General features: G+C 74.8%; 11 protein-coding genes. 9 read left to right on the top strand and 2 right to left on the bottom strand.

Annotation, left to right across the window (positions count from 1 at the left end; translation table 11 throughout):
- Window positions 1-8: 8 nt before the first annotated feature.
- From ACIRPX_RS05840 to ACIRPX_RS05825, 4 genes are read left to right on the top strand one after another with little or no spacing between them, the layout of a single operon-like run.
- Window positions 9-935 carry a hypothetical protein gene (locus ACIRPX_RS05840; protein WP_404189275.1) on the top strand — a complete coding sequence of 309 codons (927 nt, stop codon included), beginning with the start codon at window positions 9-11 and terminating at the stop codon, window positions 933-935.
- The gene (locus tag ACIRPX_RS05835) at window positions 932-1,156 is read left to right on the top strand and encodes a Trm112 family protein (protein ID WP_404188767.1); all 225 of its coding nucleotides are present in this window, start codon (window positions 932-934) and stop codon (window positions 1,154-1,156) included. The genes ACIRPX_RS05840 and ACIRPX_RS05835 overlap by 4 nt, the downstream gene beginning before the upstream one ends.
- Entirely contained in the window at window positions 1,156-1,980 is an 825-nt protein-coding gene (locus tag ACIRPX_RS05830) for an FkbM family methyltransferase (protein WP_404188764.1), read from the top strand. Before ACIRPX_RS05835 ends, ACIRPX_RS05830 begins: the two co-directional genes overlap by 1 nt.
- Entirely contained in the window at window positions 1,955-2,545 is a 591-nt protein-coding gene (locus ACIRPX_RS05825; RefSeq protein ID WP_404188762.1) for a hypothetical protein, read from the top strand. Before ACIRPX_RS05830 ends, ACIRPX_RS05825 begins: the two co-directional genes overlap by 26 nt.
- Before the next feature lie 28 nt (window positions 2,546-2,573).
- Here ACIRPX_RS05825 and ACIRPX_RS05820 read toward each other — a convergent pair whose 3' ends face one another.
- Window positions 2,574-3,443, bottom strand: coding sequence for a RimK family alpha-L-glutamate ligase (locus ACIRPX_RS05820; protein ID WP_404188758.1), 870 nt, complete (start codon window positions 3,441-3,443; stop codon window positions 2,574-2,576).
- A gap of 165 nt (window positions 3,444-3,608) precedes the next feature.
- Between ACIRPX_RS05820 and ACIRPX_RS05815 the strand changes: the two genes are divergently transcribed.
- The 3 genes from ACIRPX_RS05815 to ACIRPX_RS05805 all read left to right on the top strand — a co-directional run bounded on the left by ACIRPX_RS05815 (window position 3,609) and on the right by ACIRPX_RS05805 (window position 7,526).
- Window positions 3,609-4,652 carry a MerR family transcriptional regulator gene (locus ACIRPX_RS05815; RefSeq protein ID WP_404189274.1) on the top strand — a complete coding sequence of 348 codons (1,044 nt, stop codon included), beginning with the start codon at window positions 3,609-3,611 and terminating at the stop codon, window positions 4,650-4,652.
- 80 nt (window positions 4,653-4,732) lie between these two features.
- Window positions 4,733-6,178 carry an acyl-CoA synthetase gene (locus ACIRPX_RS05810; RefSeq protein ID WP_404188755.1) on the top strand — a complete coding sequence of 482 codons (1,446 nt, stop codon included), beginning with the start codon at window positions 4,733-4,735 and terminating at the stop codon, window positions 6,176-6,178.
- Entirely contained in the window at window positions 6,171-7,526 is a 1,356-nt protein-coding gene (locus tag ACIRPX_RS05805; protein ID WP_404188753.1) for a carboxyl transferase domain-containing protein, read from the top strand. The genes ACIRPX_RS05810 and ACIRPX_RS05805 overlap by 8 nt, the downstream gene beginning before the upstream one ends.
- Here ACIRPX_RS05805 and ACIRPX_RS05800 read toward each other — a convergent pair.
- Window positions 7,501-11,109 (bottom strand): S8 family serine peptidase, encoded by a 3,609-nt coding sequence (locus tag ACIRPX_RS05800; RefSeq protein WP_404188750.1) that lies wholly within the window; start codon window positions 11,107-11,109, stop codon window positions 7,501-7,503. The two genes, ACIRPX_RS05805 and ACIRPX_RS05800, sit on opposite strands and share 26 nt — an antisense overlap.
- A gap of 585 nt (window positions 11,110-11,694) precedes the next feature.
- On the opposite strand from ACIRPX_RS05800, the gene ACIRPX_RS05795 reads away from it, so the two are divergent.
- Entirely contained in the window at window positions 11,695-12,735 is a 1,041-nt protein-coding gene (locus ACIRPX_RS05795; RefSeq protein ID WP_404188747.1) for a rod shape-determining protein, read from the top strand.
- A 19-nt stretch (window positions 12,736-12,754) separates the two neighbouring features.
- The gene (locus tag ACIRPX_RS05790) at window positions 12,755-14,173 is read left to right on the top strand and encodes a GAF domain-containing protein (RefSeq protein ID WP_404188745.1); all 1,419 of its coding nucleotides are present in this window, start codon (window positions 12,755-12,757) and stop codon (window positions 14,171-14,173) included.
- The last annotated feature ends 23 nt before the right edge of the window (window positions 14,174-14,196 follow it).

Here is a 14,196-nt window from a genome sequence, read left to right as displayed (position 1 = left end):
GGTGGGGAGTGGCCGCGGCCCTGATGGCGAACACCCTGTACAGCCTCGGTTTCGTCCTGGAGAAACGGGCGCTCACCTCCCTGCCGGAGGTGACGATCCATCAGCCCGCCCGGCTGCTGCGGCTGGTGCTCGGCAGCCCGCTGTGGATCGGCGGATCACTGGCGCTGGCCGCCGGCTTCGGCGCGCAGCTCGTCGTCTACCGCACCCTGCCGATCGCCGCCGCCCAGGGCATCTTCGTCTCCGGCCTGGTCCTGCTGGTGCTGCTCTCGGCCCGGCTGCTGGGTGAGGAGACCACGGGCCGGGAGCGCTACGCCCTCGGCGCGATCCTCGCCGCGCTGCTCATGGTCGTGCTGTCGCTGAAGGAGGGCGGCCCGGGCGCCGACACGGTCAGCCGCAGCGCACCGTATCCGCTGATCCTGCTGGTGTGCGTGCCGTCGCTGGCCTGCGGGGTGTGGCTCTACGGCTCCGCGGAGCGCCGTACCCGCAAACGGCACCGCGCGCCGACCACCGGCGTGGAGTACGGGGTGGCCGTCGGCCTGCTGTACGGGGTCAGCTCGCTCGCCATCAAGGGGGTGTCGAGCTATCTGACGTACCTGGCGTCCGGCGGGGTGGGGCGCGCGGTGGCGGGCGTGCTGCGCTCCCCGTACCCCTATCTCCTGCTGTTCACCGGCGCGTTCGGCCTGGTGATGTCGCAGGCCGCGCTGCAGCGCTGCCGGGCCTCGCTGATCGTGCCGGTGTGCACGACCGTGACCTGCCTGTTCACGGCGGTGCTCGGCACGCTCTCGTTCGGCGAGGCGCTGCCGCACGACCCGCTGCGGCTCTCGCTGCGCCTGGCGGGCACCCTGCTGGCCGTCTCCGTTCTGCTGACCATGCCCAAACACGACTCACAGGAACCTCAACCCCCCATCCTGACCAAGGAGTTGACTCCTCCATGAAGCCCGACGACCCGCTGCTGCGCATCCTGGCGTGTCCGCTCGACAAGGGCCCGCTGCACCTGCTCGTGCCGGACGGGCCGACGGGCGACGAGGCCCTCTACAACCCGCGCCTGCACCGCCGTTACCCGATCGTCGACGGCATCCCGCAGCTGCTGCCCGCGTCCGGGGAGCAGGTGTCGGACGACGAGCACGAGGCCCTGCTGGAGCGGATGGCCCGGTGATGTCCCCCACCCTGGCGGCCCGCCTGGCCCCCCTGCTGCCCACCCGTCTGGTGGCCGCCGCCGCCCGCGCGGTCTACCCGCGCTTCGAGCCCGAGCTGGCCCGGCTGGCCGACCTGTGTCCCTCCGGCTGCGGCACCGCCGTGGACGTCGGCGGCTGGTACGGCCCGTGGACCCGGCGCCTGGCCGGCCGGGCGCGCCGGGTGGTCACGGTGGAACCGGTGCCGCACCTGGCGGACCTGCTGTCCGCCACCGCCCCGGCCAACGTCCGCGTCGTCCGGGCCGCCGCCTCCGACCGCCCCGGCACCGCCCGCCTCTGGCTGCCGCCGGACGACGCCGGCGACCGGGGCGTGTCCTCCCTGGTCCGCCGCGACATCCACGCCCATGCCCTGCACGTCTCCTGCATCACCCTCGACGAACTCGGCCTGCGCGACGTCGGCTTCATCAAGATCGACGTGGACGGCAGCGAGCTCGCGGTGCTGCGTGGGGCGACCGGCCTGCTGGCCCGCGACCGCCCGGCCCTCTTCGTGGAGCTGGAGTCGCGCATCCAGCCGATCGCCCCCGTCGTCACCTATCTCTCCCTGCTCCGCTACGACGGCTGGGTGCTGCCCGGCTCGGCGTGGGTGCCGCTGGCGAAGTTCCCGCTGGAGGAGCACCAGGCCGCCGCCTCGCACGTCGTCTCCCAGGGCCTGCTGGGCCGCGTCCTGCCCTTCCGCAGCCACCTGCGCTACGTCAACTCCGTCCTCTTCCTCCCGGACGGCCGACGCCCCGGTGCCGGTCCCATGGGCGACCATGGGTCCCATGCCGTCCGCCAAGCGCCCCGCTAGCCCCTTCACCCCGCTCGACTTCCAGCTGGTCCTGCTGCGCCGCATGGCCGACCACAATCCGGACCTGGTGGAGGACGCCCGGCACGCACTGGGCGTCTCCATCGCCGCCATGAGAGAGGCCAACAAGCGCTGGCAGGCGATGCTGCACTCCCCTCGCGGGCGTGCGGCCGCCTCCCGCTACCGCTCGGTGCTCGGCGCCCCCGAGTCCGTGCTCGGCCGCCGGATCGGCGACCTGGACTGCGAGGCCCTGCTGTGGCCCGTCCCCCTCTGGCCGGACCTGCGCTTCGAGGTCCTCCTCGCACCGAACGGCGCCGTGTGGAACGAGTGGCTGATCCGCGCCCCCGGCGCCCCGGGACCGGACCTGAAGACGCTCGACGACCTCACCCCGTGGTCCTGCACGGTCGACGAGGTGGCCCGTGCCTTCGCCCCCGCCCGCCCCCTGGAGGGCACGGCCCCCACCCGCTGGGGCCTGGCCTTCACCGCGCCGGACGCGCAGGGGGTGCCGCGGAAGGCGGCGGCCGAGTTCACCTGGGGACTGCTGCAGCGGACGGCGACCGGCGCCTGATCCCCGTGGGCGGCCGCCTCCCGTGCCGCTACGCCGCGGCCGCCAGGATCGCGTCCCGGACCACGGCCACCGAACCGGGATGCAGCCCGAGGAACAGGTTCGGCTCGACGAGCTCCAGCTCCATCAGCACCGGCCGCCCGTCCTGCCCGTCGACGATGTCCGCGCGCGCGTACAGCAGCTCCGCGGCCTCCGGTACGGCGGCCAGCGCGCCTTCGGCGACCGCGAGCTCCGCCGGCGCCGGGCTCCACGGGACGAGGTCGGGGTGGGCCACCTTGTCGGCGTCGTAGGCGGTGCCCGGCGCCAGCACGGCGCCCTTGCGGGAGGCGTGCAGGAACCGGCCGCCGAAGAACTGCAGCGCCCGCTCCCCGCTGACGTCGATGCCGGCCAGATACGGCTGCACCATCGCGGTCAGCCCCTCCTCGTGCAGACGCGCGAGGTGCCGTAGGGCCGTGTCGTGGCCGTCCGGCCGGTACCGCGCGGCGTACCGCGCGCCCGCGCCCGAGGCCGGCTTGATGACGTACTCGTGGTCGACGGGCAGGTCGGGCGCGTCGCCGGGCGCGAGGTAACGGGTGGCCACGACGGGCACGCCCGCCGCGGCGAGATCCCCGAGGTAGCGCTTGTCGGTGTTCCAGCGCACCACCTCGGCCGGATTGGCGAGCCGGGTGGCCGCGGCGGTCTTCTGCGCCCACGCCACGAACTCGCCCGCGCGCCAGCTGTAGTCCCAGGTCGACCGGATGACGACGAGGTCGAACCCGCCCCAGTCGGTGTCAGGGTCGTCCCAGGGCGCGGCCACGGCGTTGGCCCCGGCCGCCCGCAGCTCCCGCACCAGCAGCGGAAGGTCACGGTCCTTGCCGGGCCGGGGCCCGGGATCGTAGGTGGCGAGTGCGACGCGGGGCACGGCGGTCTCCAGTCTCGTACGTCATCCGGTACGTCCTCGGGCGGCGGCTCGCCTCGCAGGCTAACCGGGCCCCCGCAACCGGACCAACCGGATTGACCTTCCCCTTCGGTGAAGCCCCAGCATCGGCGGCAGGAACGCGGAGAGGACTGTGCGGTGCGGACGGACATGCTCACGATCGGCGCCTTCGCGCGGGCCAGCCGCCTGTCGCCGAAGGCGCTGCGCCTGTACGACGAGCTGGAGCTGCTGCGCCCGGCCCGGGTCGACCCCCACTCCGGCTACCGCTACTACGCGGTGGAGCAGCTGGAGCGGGCCCGGCTGGTGGCCTGGCTGCGGCGGCTGGGCATGCCGCTCGCCGGTATCCGTGAGGTCTGCGCCCTCGGCCCGGCGGACGCGGCGCGGGCGATCCGCGCCCACTGGTCGCAGGTCGAGGCGGAGACGGCACAGCGGCGGGATCTGGCCGCGTTCCTCGTGGATCACCTGCTGGACGAGTCGAGGAAGGACATCACCATGCTTGAGCTGCGTCATCGCGCCCACTCGGACCGGGGCCGGGTCCGCCCCGCCAACCAGGACACGGCGTACGCGGGCACCCGGCTGCTCGCCGTCGCCGACGGGTTCGGCCCCGCGGGCGCGCCCGCGAGCGGCGCCGCCGTGCGGGCGCTGCGGGTCCTGGACCGGGAGGAACTGCCCGCGGGCGACGTCCTCAACCTCCTTCAGGACGCCGTGCGGGGCGCGACGGAGGCGGTCCGGGAGGCGACGGAGGGCACCGACGCCAACGGCACGACCCTGACCGCCCTGCTGTGGACGGGCTCCCGCCTCGCCCTGGTCCACATCGGCGACAGCCGCGTCTATCTGCTCCGCGACGGGGCCCTGTTCCGCATCACCCACGACCACACCGTGGTCCAGTCGCTGATCGACGAGGGGCGTCTGACGCCGGAGGAGGCCACCGCCCACCCCCAGCGCTCCCTGCTGCTCAAGGCCCTGGGGACGGCCGCCCCGGACCTGCGTCTGCAGGACGCGGAACCCGGCGACCGCTACCTCCTGTGCTCCGACGGCCTCCCGGCCGTCCTCCCCGACGCACGCATACGGCGGCTGCTCGCCGCCGGGACCCCGGACGAGACCGTACGGGCCCTGGTGGACGCGGCGAACGAGGCCGGCGGTCCGGACAACGTGAGCTGCGTGGTGGCGGACGTGGTGCGGACCGACGCCTGAGCGTCGGCGGCGGGCCGGCTGGTGTAGGAACGGAGGTGTCGTTCCCGCACCAGCCGCCCCGCACGGATGGAGTGCTTCGCGTGTCCCCTCTCTTTCCCGCCCTGGAGAGCCCGAGCGAGGTGGTCGCCCTCACCTTCGCCGACCGCACCCTGAGCTACGCGGAGCTCGCCGCCGCGACCGGCGCCCTGGCCGCCCGGCTCCCGCTCGGGGGCCGGGTCGCCGTGTGGGCCACCCCGGCGCTGGAGACCGCCGTGGCGGTGGTCGCGGCGCTGCGGGCCAAGGTGGCCGCGGTGCCGCTGAACCCGAGGTCGGGCGAGAGGGAACTGGGGCACATCGTGTCCGACAGCGCGCCCTCCGCGGTGCTGGCGGCCGCGGGGGACGTGCTCCCCGCGGCGCTGCGGGGTCTGCCGCGGATCGAGGTGGACGTGCACGGCGGCGGAGGTCCCGCCCCCGCGCCGTCCGCCGCCGACGAGGACCCCGCCCTGATCGTCTACACCTCCGGCACCACCGGCCCGCCCAAGGGTGCGGTGCTGCCCCGCCGGGCGATCGCCACCACGCTGGACGCGCTCGCCGACGCCTGGCAGTGGACCGGTGACGACGTGCTCGTGCACGGACTGCCGCTGTTCCATGTGCACGGCCTGGTGCTGGGCGTCCTGGGCCCGCTCCGGCGCGGCGGCTCCGTCCGGCATCTGGGCCGCTTCTCCACCGAGGGCGTGGCGCGCGAGCTGAACGGCGGCGCGACCATGCTGTTCGGGGTGCCCACGATGTACCACCGGATCGCCCAGGCGCTGCCGCGGGAGCCGGAGCTGGCCGAGGCGCTGGGCCGGGCCCGGCTGCTCGTCTCCGGCTCCGCCGCCCTCCCGGTCCACGACCACGAGCGCATCACGGCCGCGACCGGGCGGCGGATCGTCGAGCGGTACGGCATGACCGAGACCCTGATGAACACCAGCGTGCGCGCGGACGGCGAGGCCCGCGCCGGAACGGTCGGCGTACCGCTGCCGGGCGTCGAGCTGCGGCTCGTGGAGGAGGACGGGTCGCCGATCACCTCGTACGACGCGGAGACGGTGGGCGAGATCCAGGTGCGCGGCCCGAACCTGTTCACCGGCTACCTCAACCGGCCCGACGCGACCGCCGCGGCCTTCACCCCGGACGGCTGGTTCCGCACCGGGGACATGGCGGTGCGCGACCCCGACGGCTACGTCCGGATCGTCGGCCGCAAGGCCACCGACCTGATCAAGAGCGGGGGTTACAAGATCGGTGCGGGCGAGATCGAGAACGCCCTGCTGGAGCATCCCGGGGTGCGGGAGGCGGCCGTCACCGGGGAGCCGGACGCGGACCTCGGTGAGCGGATCGTGGCGTGGGTGGTGCCGGCCGACCCCCAGGCGCCGCCGAGCGCGCAGGAGCTGGCGGACCATGTGGCCGGCCGGCTCGCCCCGCACAAGCGCCCGCGCGTCGTCCACCACCTCGGGGCGCTGCCCCGCAACGACCTGGGGAAGATCATGAAGCGGGCGCTGACCCGTGACTGAGCGCCTGTCCGCCCGTGCCTTCCTGAAGCTGGTCGCGGACGACTCCACCTTCGCCGAACTCCCCGGCCCGGCACGGGAGTCCGCGCCCGACGGGCCGCTCGCCTGGGAGGGCTACGACGCCTCGCGCGCCCGCGCCGCCGAGCGCACCGGCGAGCAGGAATCCGTCGTGTGCGGCACCGCGAGCGTCGCGGGCACGCGGGCGGTGCTCCTCTCCTTCGAGTTCGGTTTCCTCGGCGGCTCGCTCGGTGAGCGCACCGGCGACCGGCTGGAGGCGGCGTACCGCCACGCCCGTGAACACCGGCTGCCGGTGGTCCCGTTGGTGGCGACGGGGGGCAGCCGGATGCAGGAGGGCATGCTCGCGCTCGCCCAGCTGCAGCGGGTGGCGCGCCAGTCGCAGCTCACCCGGGAGGCGGGGCTCGCGCAGATCGCCGTGGTGCGGGACCCGACGACCGGTGGCGGCTGGGCCACCCTGGGCGCGGGCGCCGACGTGGTCCTCGCCCTGCCCGGTGCCCAGGTCGGCTTCGCCGGCTCCCGGGTACGGCCGCCGGACGCGGATGCGGCCGCGTACACCGCCGAGGCGCAGGTCGCGGCGGGGTCGGCGGACGCGGTGGTCCCCGCGGCGGAACTGCGGGAGACGCTGGGCACCTGGCTCCGGCTGGTGACGTCGCCGGCGCGCGAGGCGCCCGTGCCCGCGGCCCTCGGCGCGGGCGGTCTCCCGGAGTCCGGCCGGGAGGCCGTGCGGCGGGCCCGCTCTCCGCTGCGCCCGCGTGCGCAGGCGTATCTGGACGCCACTTTCCGCCGGCGCACCGTCCTCGGCGGCGACCGCTGCGGCGGCACCGACCCCGAGGGCATGCTCTGCGGCTTCGGCGACCACGAGGGCCGTGGCGTCGCCTACGCCGCCCAGACCGGGACCGCGACCCGCCCCGCCGGCTACCGCACCGCCGCCCGGCTGATCCGCCTCGCGGACCGGCTCGGCATCCCGGTGCTGACGCTGGTGGACACCCCGGGCGCGGCCAACGACGCGGAGGCGGAGCGGCAGGGCGCGGGGGCCGCGATCGCGGAGGTGTTCGCCGCGGTGGCGGCCGCCCGCACGCCGGTCACGACGCTCGTCATCGGCGAGGGCGGTTCGGGCGGCGCGCTGGCGCTGGCCGCGCCGGGCAACACCTGGGCCACCCCGGACAGTTACTTCTCGGTCATCGCCCCCGAGGCGGCGGCCGCCATCCTGAAGCGGCCGCCCGCCCGGGTCGGCTCCACCGCGGACCAGCTCCGCCTGCGTCCGCAGGACCTGGTGGAGCTGGGTGTCGTCCGGGGCGTCGTAGGGGTCAGCGCACCCCCACCGCCCGGATGATCTCCTGCGTCACCGAGCCGCCGCGGTCGTCGTGCGCCGAGGCCCGCAGGGAGATGTACGAGGCGTCGCGCGGCACGGCCAGCGTGCCGCGGCCGCCGGTGAGCGCCACCGCCCGCCACGACGTGCCGTCGTCGTACGACACCTGGAGCTTCCGGTCGCCGATCGTGCCGGTGCCGGGCGCGCCCCGCACGTACTGCGCGAAGACCCTCACCGGCAGCCGCCTCCCGCCGGGCACGTTCCCCGCGAGGTCCGTGCCGACGTCCAGGCCGAGGTTGATCAGGGGCAGGAGGGTCCAGCGGTCGGCGGGCGTGGCCGCGGATCTGACGGTCCACTCGGCGTGGCCCCGGGTGGACAGCTTCCAGCGGCCGGCGTCGAGTGCCGTGTCCGTGACGACCTTGTAGGTGTGCTCGTCGGCGGGCGCGTCGTAGACGTACGCGCCGGAGCCGGTGCGCCGGTCGACGAGCGCCCCGTCGAGCTGGACCTCGGTGGACTGCGTCATACCGCTGCCGTCGCTCCACACGTCCCCGAACCCGGTGTGGTCGGGCCCCGAGTCGCCCCAGCCGGGTGTGTTGAACTGGAGCTGGTTCCCGGCGCGTTGCTGCCCCCAGCCGAGCCCGGTGCCGAGCCAGGGGTGCCAGACGGGCCGGAACCAGTTGAGGGTCCGGTGCGTGCCGCCGTCGTAGTCGACGAGTCCGCCGCGCTCCTCGAGGGCGCCGTCGGCGGCCGTCACCGACTCGTGCCAGAGCTGCCCGGGGCCGGTGGACACGTAGTCGGTGCGTTCGGCCGGGTAGTCGATCCGCTCCTGGAACCCGAGGCCGATGGGGAAGGTGTCGGTGATCGAGTACCGGAACTCGCCGCCGTCCACCGGCTTCGCGGCGTGGAACCGCGTCCTCAGCGTGGCGAGGTCGTGGCCGCCGGGCGCGTAGGTCAGGTCGCGGTCCGGCACGGCTTGCCGGTGCCCCTGCGCGAGGTCGTAGACGTACGGGGTGTCGCGCGTGCCCGTCATGACGGCGCGGCCGGCCGCCCGCAGCCGCGCCGCGTCGGCGGCGTCGACCGTGGCGATCTGCAGCGGCCGGTCGCTGTTGTCGGCGCCGCCCCACCAGGTGTTGAGCCGGCCGGCGACGTCGTCCGTCACGAACAGCGCCTTGGCGCCCGCGTCCTGCGCGGCCTGGGCGAGGGCGGCGGGATCGGCGCCGTCGGCGAGCCGGGCCAGCACCGCCTTGCCGCGCACCCCCGCGAAGGGGCCGTCGCCCACGTCCACGAGGGGCAGTGCGGTGTGTCCCTCGATGAGCGTGCCGCCCGCCTGGACGACGGCCTCCGCGACGCCCTCGACCGTCAGCAGCGGCTTGCCCAGCCGCCACACGGTCCGGTACTCGAAGCCGCCCCGGGTGACCTTCGCGGTCGGCGCCGCGAAGATGCTGTCGTACGTCACGGGCACCTGGACGGCACCGAACAGGTCGGAGCCGTTCGCGTGGCGGTCGTACTCCATGAGCAGCTGCCGGGTCTCGGTACGCCGGCCGACCGCGGCCCTGACCTCCCTCAGCCTGCGTCCGTCGAGGGTGACGTCGCGGTCCCGGTCGAGGGTGATCTCGGGCGCCGCGAGGAAGCCGAGCCCGAGCGAGTCGGCGCCGTGGCTGCCGTGCACGTCGAGGAAGGAGGTCAGGCTGTACGTCCCCGGCCGCAGCCGCAGCGTGAGCGTGCCGGAGTCGCCGACGTGCGCCGGCGTCGCGTCCGCGCCCTCGGCCAGCCGCTGCACCGCGAGGTCGGCGGGGGTCGCGGCTCCGTCGCGGTCCTTCACATGGACGGTGAGCGTGTACCGCTCCTCCTCCTTGACCAGCCCGAACACGGTGTGCGCGACGGGCGTCCCGGCGACGGAGGCCACGATCTGCCCGCTGGTGTTCCCCACCGCGGCCTTCGAGCCGTCACCGGTGACGGTCGTGGACGCGGTGCCGTGCGCCGGGACGGTGAGGGCGGTGTCGGCGAGCGTGGCGACACCCGCCGGGGCGCCCTGGGCCGACAGGTTCACCTCCACCGCCTCGTCGGAGGAGTTGGCGTAGGTGACGGTCTTGGTGACCGGTGTGTTCGCGGCGTAGGGCCAGCTGTAGAACCCGAGGTCGGCGCTGCCGGTGGCGGTGATGCCGGCCTGGACGGCCGCGGGTACGCTCACCCGGCCCGCGCCGAGCAGATAGGCGGACGCGTCCAGCCGCGCGGAGGTCGACATCAGGGCGTCCTTGAGCTGCGCGCCGTTCCAGTCGGGGTGTTCCTGGGCGAGCAGGGCGGCGACTCCGGCGACGTGGGGCGTCGCCATCGACGTACCGCTCATGGTGGTGTAGTAGCCGCTGCCGTCGACGAGTTGGGAACGGGCGGCGAGGATGTCGACGCCGGGTGCGCAGAGGTCGGGCTTGAGGGCGTTGTCGCCGTGGCGCGGCCCGGCGCTGGTGAAGTAGGCGGCCTGGTCGCCGGCGTCGACGGCCCCGACGGTGAGCGCGGCGTCGGCGGCGCCGGGCGAGCCGATGGAGGAGGGGGCGCCGGTGTTGCCCGCGGCGATCACGAAGAGGGCGCCGGTCTCCTTGGAGAGGGTGTCGACGGCCTGCGCCATGGGGTCGGTGCCGTCGCTGGGCTCGGTGGAGCCGAGGCTCATGGAGACGATCCTGGCGTGCACGTCCCGCGCGGCCCACTGCATCCCGGCGATGATCTGGGACTCGCTGCCCGATCCCTGGTCGTCGAGCACCTTGCCGACGGCGAGGGTGGCCTCCGGGGCGACGCCCCGCTCCTTGCCGCCGGAGGCGGCCCCGCTGCCGCCGACGGTCGACGTGACGTGCGTGCCATGGCCGTTGCGGTCGGCCACGTCCTCGCCCTCGACGAACGACCGGGTGACGGAGACACGCTGGGCGAGGTCGGGGTGGGAGGTGTCGACGCCCGAGTCGAGGACGGCGACGGTGACCCCCTTGCCGGTGAGTCCGGCGTCCCAGGCGGTCGGCGTCCCGATCTGCGCGTTGCTCTCGGCCATGTCGGCGGTGACGCGCCCGTCGAGCCACAGCCCCTTGACGCCGTCCTGCCGGGTGAACGCCCGCCAGAACCCGCGCCCCTTGTCGGCCTCGACGGCGGCCCCCCGCACACTGGCCAGGGTCCGCGTCCGCTCGGCCTCGCGGGGCGTGACGGCCTTCGCCCCCTTCGCGTACGTCACGATCAGCGGCAGCTCGCCGGTCTTCTGGTCGGTGAGTTCCTGGCGTATCAACTCGCTGACGTCGAACAGCCGTTGATCGAGGGTGTGGGCCCGCAGATAGGGACGTGCCTCGTCCGGTACGACGGTGATCTCGCCGTTCGCGCTCCGGGTGCGGACGGCGCCCGTCGCCCCCGGGGGACGTTCCACGGACACCGTCTTCCTGCCGTGCCCGAGATCGGTGACGGTCACCTTGTCGCCGGTGACGAGGGTGACGGTACGGGCGGCGGCCGCCGGGAGTGCGGTCCGGGACACGGCCGGTGCGGTCCCGGCCGCCGCCCCCGAACCGGCCGGCAACACGGCGATCACGAGCCCCGCCGACAGGAGGACCGCCCCGCGTCTGACTGGTCGTCTGCTCATCCACGCCTCTCTTCGTCCCGCTGCTGTCCGCTGCGTCGAGCGCCGTCGCGTGCTGCGAAGAGTCTCGGGGGGCTTGTGGTGGATGGGGGGTGCGCGGGTTTGGCGGATGGGCGCATTGGCGGTTTCCCGCCAGGCTCGCCGAAGCGGCACGACCGAATCCGCTGCCGCACCCAACACCCGTCTCAGCAGGGGAGTTCGACCCCCGACACCCGATCCCCGCCCCGGACGGACGGCGGGTGCCCGGCCCCGGCCAACCGCCGCGCGCTCCAGACTCCCCGGCGCACCCGCGCCCACGGGCGGGCCGGCCGGCTCCACCGTCGCGGCGCCCGGCGGGCCGCGAGAGACCGCGTCCTCGCCGGCACCCTGCGGGAGGCGGTCCGGCCCTGTAACCAGCCCGGCCCTATAACCAGCCCCGACGCACTTATCCGGGATTTACATCGGTATATAAGCCGCAAAACCCCCATTCAGCGGCACCCCCGCCCGGCCCCCCATAAAAGGCGCGCCACACCCCCGCAGCCGCACGATGCCTATGAGGCCCGCCGCCCGGCGGCACCTTCACGGTCTGCGCTCTCGGGAGGACCTTGTATGACCGCCAGTCTGGAGCAGCTGCGACGCTGCCATTTCGCCGTCGACCTGGGGGCGGCCCGGACCCGTGTCTACGTCAAGGGTTCCGGCCTCGTCGTCGACCAGCCGTCCGCCGCCGCCGTGAACACGCGCACCGGCGCCCTCATCGCGGTGGGCGAGTTCGCCGAGAAGATGAAGGGCCGCACTCCCGAGTACATCCGTGTCGTCCGCCCGGTCTCCGGCGGCACGGTCGTCGACATCGAGATGGCGCAGCGCATGCTGCGGCAACTGCTCGGCGACAAGATGCGCCGCGCCCTGCGCCGCAAGCCCTTCCTGCGCGCCGCGGCCTGCACCCCGCACGACGCCGACCCGCTGGCCCGGCGGGCGGCGGTCGAGACGCTCGTCGGGCTCGGCGCGCGCCGTGTGGAGCTCGTGGACACGCTCATCGCGGCCGCCGTGGGGTGCGGACTGCCCGTGGAGCAGCCCGAGGCCACCATGATCATGGTGTGCGGGGCGGCGACCACCCAGGTCGCCGTGCTCTCGCTCGGCTCGATCGTCACCGCCGAGCGCATTCCCGTCGGCGGTGAGGCCGTCGACCACGCGATCGTCCAGCACCTGCGCCACGAGCACGAGTTGATGCTGCCCAGCCAGTCCGTACGGCCGCTGCAGATCGCCCTGTCCGGCAACGGCCTCACCCGCCAGGGACCGGAGTCCACCGAGATCCACGGGCGGGACGTGGCCACCGGACTCGCCCGCAGCGTGCGGGTCGACACCGCCGCGGTGCGCGACGCGATCGAGACCCCGCTGACCGCCGTGCTCGACGGCATCGGCCGGGTGCTGCGCGGCTGCCCGCCCGACCTGGTCGCCGACCTCGTCGACAGCGGGATCACGATGGTGGGCGGCAGCGCGCTGCTGCCGGGCCTGGACCAGATGCTGCGCCAGGCCACCAAGCTGCCCGTGCACATCGCCGAACGGCCCGACATCTGCGCCGTCCAGGGTCTGGGCTACATGGTGGAGGGCAAGATCGAGCCGCTGACGCTCGAACCGATCGCCGGCAGATGAGCGGCGGAAGCCGCACGGCATGGCCGGCACCCGCCTCCCGCCGCTGATCGAGGCCGTGCTCAGCGTCGGTACCGACCTCGAACTGCGCGCCACCCTCCAGCACATCGTGGACAGCGCGGCCGAACTGACCGGCGCCCGCCACGCGGCGCTCGACACGGTCGACCCCGGCCGGGACGGCCTCACCGGCATCCGCACCGCGGGAGCCGTGCCACGCTGCCCCGAGAGCCTGCGCGTGCCCATCCGCGTCCAGGACGAGCACTTCGGCGACCTGCACCTCGCCGGGAAGCGGCAGGCCGCGCCCTTCACCACCGAGGACGAGCAGCTGCTGCACGTCCTCGCCACCCAGGCCGGCATCGCCATCGGCAACGCCCGTCTCTACGAGGCCGCCCGGCAGCGCGAGCGCTGGATCGAGGGCGCCGCGGCCGTCACCACCGCCCTGCTGAGCGGCGAGAGCGCGGCCGACGCGCTGACGACCGTCGCCGAACGCGCCCGGATCCTCGCCGACGCGGCGGCGGGCGTGATCCTGCAGCGCACCGACGAGGGCGGCATGGAGATCGTGACCGCGTCGACATACCAGGACCCCGGCGACATCGTGGGTGCCGTCATCCGGCCCGGCAGCCCGGTCCTCGAGCAACTCCTGGGCGGGGAGCCGGTGTTCATCGACGACTCGGCGACCGACCCCCGCATGACCACGCATGTAAGGCACCGGTTCGGGCCCAGCATGATGCTGCCGCTGCAGGCGGACGGGCGGCTCATCGGTACGCTCGCCCTGCCCCGCCGCCGTGGCGACCGGCCGTACACCGCCGTCGAGCGCCTGCTGGCCTGCCAGTTCGCCTACCAGGCGGCCGCCGCCCTCGTCCTCGCCGACGCGCAGCACGGCCGCGAGCGCCTCGCCGTCTACGAGGACCGCGACCGCATCGCCCGCGACCTGCACGACCTCGTCGTCCAACGGCTGTTCGCCACCGGCATGATGCTGGAGTCCACCCAGCGCAGAAGCCCCGGCGGCGACGTCCGGGAGACCCTCGCGCGGGCCGTCGAGGAGCTCCGGTCCACCGTCCAGGAGGTCCGTACGGCGATCTTCTCCCTCCAGCAGCCGCCCGCCGAGGCGCCGGCCACCCTCCGCGGCAGGGTGCTCCGCGAGACGGCGGGCGCGGCGGCCGTGCTCGGCTTCCAGCCGTCCACGCGGTTCACCGGGCCCGTCGACAGCCTCGTCCCGGGCCAGGTCGCGACCCGCCTGCTCGCCGCCCTGCGCCGGGCCCTCGCCACCGCCTCCCGCCGCCCCGGCGTCTCCCGGGTCGAGGTCGCCGTGGACGTGACGGCCGGGCTGGCGGACGGCCGCGCCGGCGTACGGCTGACGGTGCGTGACGACGGCGCGCGGGAGGACGGCGCACCGGCCGACGGCGCCGGCAGGACCGTGACGTGGCAGGCCCCGCTGTGACCGGTGGTGCCCGACGGGCGTGC

It is taken from the genome of Streptomyces sp. NPDC101225, assembly GCF_044767585.1.
Taxonomy (GTDB): domain Bacteria; phylum Actinomycetota; class Actinomycetes; order Streptomycetales; family Streptomycetaceae; genus Streptomyces.
The sequence above is the reverse complement of the archived record's forward strand: the minus strand, read 5'-3'. Positions and strand labels throughout refer to the sequence as shown.